At 71.5% G+C, this 2,700-nt stretch carries 2 protein-coding genes; both read left to right on the top strand.

Translation table 11 applies throughout. From position 1 onward, the window contains the following. The coding region (locus JK356_RS21385; protein WP_201870338.1) for a dihydrodipicolinate synthase family protein at nt 1–838 on the top strand (838 nt) is incomplete at its 5' end. After that, on the top strand, nt 835–2,700 hold the full coding sequence (gene araD, locus JK356_RS21380; RefSeq protein ID WP_201870337.1) for an L-arabinonate dehydratase: 1,866 nt from the start codon (nt 835–837) through the stop codon (nt 2,698–2,700). The genes JK356_RS21385 and araD, both read left to right, overlap by 4 nt.

The following is a 2,700-nucleotide window of genomic DNA, read 5'->3' as shown; positions in this document are numbered from 1 at the left end:
GGCGGGGCGGCTGGATGAGGGGGCGTTCCGGGGTCTGGTGCGGCGTCTGGTGGGGGCGGGGGTGCGGACGGTGACGCCGAACGGGAACACCAGTGAGTTTTATGCGCTGTCGGAGGGGGAGCGGCGTGCGGAGGCGGAGTGGGCTGTTGAGGAGGCCGGGCCGGAGGCGCGGGTGGTGGTGGGGGTGGGAGGCGCGGTGTCCGGGGCGGTGGCGGCGGCTGAGCATGCGCGTGAGGCGGGGGCGGGGATGGTGATGGTGCACCAGCCGGTCAGCCCGTATGTGTCGGGTGAGGGGTGGGTGGCGTATCACCGGGCGGTGGCGGAGGCGGTGCCGGAGCTGGGGGTGGTGCCGTATGTGCGCAGTGGCCTGGTCGGGGGGCGGGAGCTGGCGCGGCTGGGACAGGCGTGCCCGAATGTGATCGGGGTGAAGTACGCGGTGGCGGATCCGGTGCGGTTCGCCTCGGTGGCGCGTGAGGCGGGGCGGGAGCGGTTTGTGTGGGTGGCGGGTCTGGCCGAGCTGTACGCGCCGGCGTATTTCGCGTGCGGGGCGACGGGGTTCACCTCGGGTCTGGTGAACGTGGCGCCGGAGGTGTCGCTGGCGATGCTGCGGGCGCTGCGGGCGGGGGACTACCAGGCGGCGATGGGGGTGTGGGACCGGATCCGGGTGTTTGAGGAGCTGCGGGCGAAGGAGCAGTCGGCGTTCAACGTGTCGGTGGTCAAGGAGGCCCTGGCGGTGCTGGGGCTGTGCCGGCGCCAGGTCCGCCCGCCCAGCTCCGAGCTGCCTGAAGAGGACCGGCAGCTGGTCACAAAGATCGTCAAGGAGTGGAACCCCGCATGAACACCAACACCAACACCAGCAGCAACAGCAACAGCAACAGCACCAGTGAGATTCGCGCCGGCAACGCCAGCGATGCTCCTGCCGCCGCCGCGTCCGCTGCTGGCGGTGGTGCGTGCGGTTCGTGCAGCGGTGGGTGGGGTGGTGATCCGTCGCAGCTGCGGTCGTTCCGGTGGTTCGGTGCTGAGGGGCTGCGGACGTTCTCGCATCAGGCGCGGGCGCGGCAGCTGGGGCTGCTGCCGCAGGAGCATCTGGGCAAGCCGGTGATCGCGATCCTGAACACCTGGTCGGATATCAATCCGTGTCACCAGCATCTGCGGGAGCGGGCGGAGGCGGTCAAGCGGGGGGTGTGGCAGGCGGGCGGGTTCCCGCTGGAGTTCCCGGTCGCGACGCTGTCAGAGACGTACCAGAAGCCCACCCCGATGCTGTACCGGAACCTGCTGGCGATGGAGTGCGAGGAGATCCTGCGCTCTTACCCGGTCGACGGCGCGGTGCTGATGGGCGGCTGTGACAAGACCACTCCCGCGCTGCTGATGGGCGCGGTCTCAGCCGACCTGCCGGCGCTGTTCGTGCCGGCCGGGCCGATGCTGCGCGGCCACTGGCGCGGCCGCACCCTGGGCTCGGGCACGGACATGTGGAAGTACTGGGACGAGCACCGCGCCGGCCGCCTGGACGATGCAGCCCTGGCCGAACTCCAGGCCGGCCTGGCCCGCTCCCCGGGCACCTGCATGACCATGGGCACCGCCTCGACCATGACCGCCGCCGCCGAAGCCATGGGCGTGACCCTGCCCGGCGCCTCCGCGGTCCCCGCGGTCGACTCCGCCCACACCCGCATGTGCGCCGCCGCCGGCATCCACGCCGTCTCCCTCGTCCGCGACAACCTGCGCATCCGCCAGCTGATCACCCGCGAAGCCATCGAAGACGCCATCACCACCGTGATCGCCCTGGGCGGCTCCACCAACGCCGTCATCCACCTCACCGCCCTGGCCCGCCGCTGCCAGATCCCCCTCACCCTCCACGACTTCGACCGCATCTCCCGCACCACCCCCGTCCTGGCCGACCTCCAGCCCGGCGGCCGCTACCTGATGGAAGACTTCTACTACGCCGGCGGCCTGCCCGCCCTCCTGGCCCGCCTGGCCCAGGCCGGCCTGCTCCACACCCGCCGCCGCACCGCCACCCACCCCACCCTCGCCGACCAGCTCACCGGCGCCACCAGCCACAACGACGACGTCATCCGCCCCCTGGACAACCCGCTCTCCCCCGAAGGCGGCCTGGCCGTCCTCCACGGCAACCTCGCCCCCGACGGCGCCGTCATCAAACACCTGGCCGCCGACCCCGCCCTGCACACCCACACCGGCCCCGCCCACGTCTTCGACGACTACGCCACCATGCAGGCCACCATCAACGACCCCGCCCTCGGCCTGACCAAAGACCACGTCCTCATCCTCCGCGGCGCCGGCCCCCTCGGCGGCCCCGGCATGCCCGAATACGGCATGCTCCCCATCCCCGACTACCTCCTCAGACAAGGCGTCACCGACATGGTCCGCCTCTCCGACGCCCGCATGTCCGGCACCAGCTACGGCACCTGCGTCCTCCACATCGCCCCCGAATCCCACATCGGCGGCCCCCTCGCCCACATCCGCACCGGCGACCTGATCACCCTCGACATCCCCCACCGCACCCTCACCCACCACATCGACCCCACCGAACTCGACCACCGCAAAACCACCTGGACCCCACCCCCACCCCCCTACCAACGCGGCTACGGCCACCTCTACCAGCACCACATCACCCAAGCCGACACCGGCTGCGACTTCACCTTCCTCGCCCAACCCGGCCACAACCCCGAACCCCACGCGGGCTGA

This window comes from Streptomyces sp. 7-21, from assembly GCF_016741785.1.
Lineage (GTDB): Bacteria > Actinomycetota > Actinomycetes > Streptomycetales > Streptomycetaceae > Streptomyces.
This window is presented reverse-complemented; position numbering and strand designations above follow the sequence as displayed.

Bases quoted from the DNA above. Each gene is read 5' to 3' on its own strand.
- araD (WP_201870337.1), top strand. From the start codon at position 835: ATGAACACCAACACCAACACCAGCAGCAACAGCAACAGCAACAGCACC.